This is a genomic window from Streptomyces sp. NPDC059524 (assembly GCF_042749255.1).
Classification (GTDB): Bacteria; Actinomycetota; Actinomycetes; order Streptomycetales; family Streptomycetaceae; genus Streptomyces; species Streptomyces xanthii.
This window is the reverse complement of record NZ_JBHYTK010000279.1, coordinates 1-1,658: the sequence shown is the minus strand read 5'-3', so window position 1 is coordinate 1,658 and position 1,658 is coordinate 1. Positions and strand designations below refer to the sequence as shown.

The 1,658-nt window shown below is 70.4% G+C and carries 1 protein-coding gene; it reads right to left on the bottom strand.

Annotation, left to right across the window (positions count from 1 at the left end; all coding sequences use genetic code 11):
* Positions 1 to 53 precede the first annotated feature (53 nt).
* On the bottom strand, positions 54 to 1,451 hold the full coding sequence (gene cysS, locus ACFW9D_RS37930) for a cysteine--tRNA ligase (protein ID WP_384629998.1): 1,398 nt from the start codon (positions 1,449 to 1,451) through the stop codon (positions 54 to 56).
* Between the last annotated feature and the right edge of the window lie 207 nt (positions 1,452 to 1,658).

The window sequence follows — 1,658 nt, the reverse complement described above, 5'->3', positions numbered from 1 at the left end:
TCCGTCGATGCAGTGGGCCGCCCGATCGCCCGGGCGGCACATTCACCTGGTTCTCAGCGGGAGCCGAGGGTCCAGCGGGGTCCGCTCGGGCTGTCCTCGATGACGAGGCCGGACTGGCCGAGCCGGTCGCGGATCGCGTCGGCGGTCGCCCAGTCCTTACGGGCCCGCGCCGACTCCCGCTGGTCCAGCACGAGCCGTACGAGGGTGTCGACGACCCCGTGCAGATCCTCCGTCCGGTCACCCTCCCCCGCCCAGTGCGCGTCGAGGGGGTCCAGGCCCAGGACGCCGAGCATGGCCCGTACCTCCGCGAGGCGGGCGACGGCGGCTTCCTTGTCGTCGGCCGCCAGCGCACTGTTGCCCTGACGCACCGCCGTGTGCACCACCGCGAGCGCGCCGGGCACACCCAGGTCGTCGTCCATCGCCTCCGCGAACGCCGGCGGCACCTCGTCGGCCGCGGCGACCGTCCCGCCCGCCAGCTCGGTCACCCGCTGCACGAAGCCCTCGATCCGCGCGAACGCCGACTCGGCCTCGCGCAGCGCCTCCTCGCTGTACTCGATCGTCGAACGGTAATGCGGAGTACCCAGGTAGTAGCGCAGCACGATCGGCCGCCAGTGCTTGACCATCTCACCGACCAGCACACTGTTGCCCAGCGACTTCGACATCTTCTCGCCCGACATCGTGACCCACGAGTTGTGGACCCAGTACCTGGCGAACTCGTCACCGAAGGCCTTGGCCTGCGCGATCTCGTTCTCGTGGTGCGGGAAGATCAGATCGATGCCGCCGCCGTGGATGTCGAACGCGGACCCCAGATACTTGTGGGCCATCGCCGAGCACTCCAGATGCCAGCCCGGACGCCCCCGCCCCCACGGCGTCTCCCAGTCCGGCTCGCCCGGCTTCGTCGCCTTCCACATCGCGAAGTCCCGCGGATCCCGCTTGCCCGAGACCCCCTCGTCGGGCTGGCGCAGATCGTCCAGATCCTGGTTGGACAGCTCCAGATAACCGGGGAACGAGCGCACGTCGAAGTAGACGCTGCCGTCGGCCTCGTAGGCGTGACCGCGCTCGATCAGCCCGCGCATCATCTCGACCATCTCCGGCACGTGCCCGGTCGCACGCGGCTCGTAGGTCGGCGGGAGGCAGCCCAGCGCGTCGTACGCGTCGTTGAACGCCCGCTCGTTCTCGTAGCCGATCGACCACCACGGCCGGCTCTGCTCCGCCGCCTTACGGATGATCTTGTCGTCGATGTCCGTCACGTTCCGCACGAACGTCACGTCGTAACCGCGGTACGTGAACCAGCGGCGCATGATGTCGAAATTCAGACCGGAACGGATGTGCCCGATATGGGGTGCGGCCTGCACCGTGGCGCCACACAGGTAGATCGAGACACAGCCCGGCGTGAGCGGGATGAAATCGCGGATCTGCCGGGCGCTGGTGTCGTACAGGCGAATGGACAAGGCGTCGTCCCCTTCGGTGCGGGCAGGTGCGACACACACGACCGCTGCGGCCGCACGCTCCGTTGTAACAGGCCGCGCCGCGCGGGACCGTCCGCTTCTGGCTTGACGGGACGGCCGCAGGGTGCTTGCACCCCTCGCCCCTCGCCCCCCGCGGGGGGGCGGCGGCGCGGGGGCGCGCGGGGCGCGGGGCGGGGGGGGGCGCGGCCC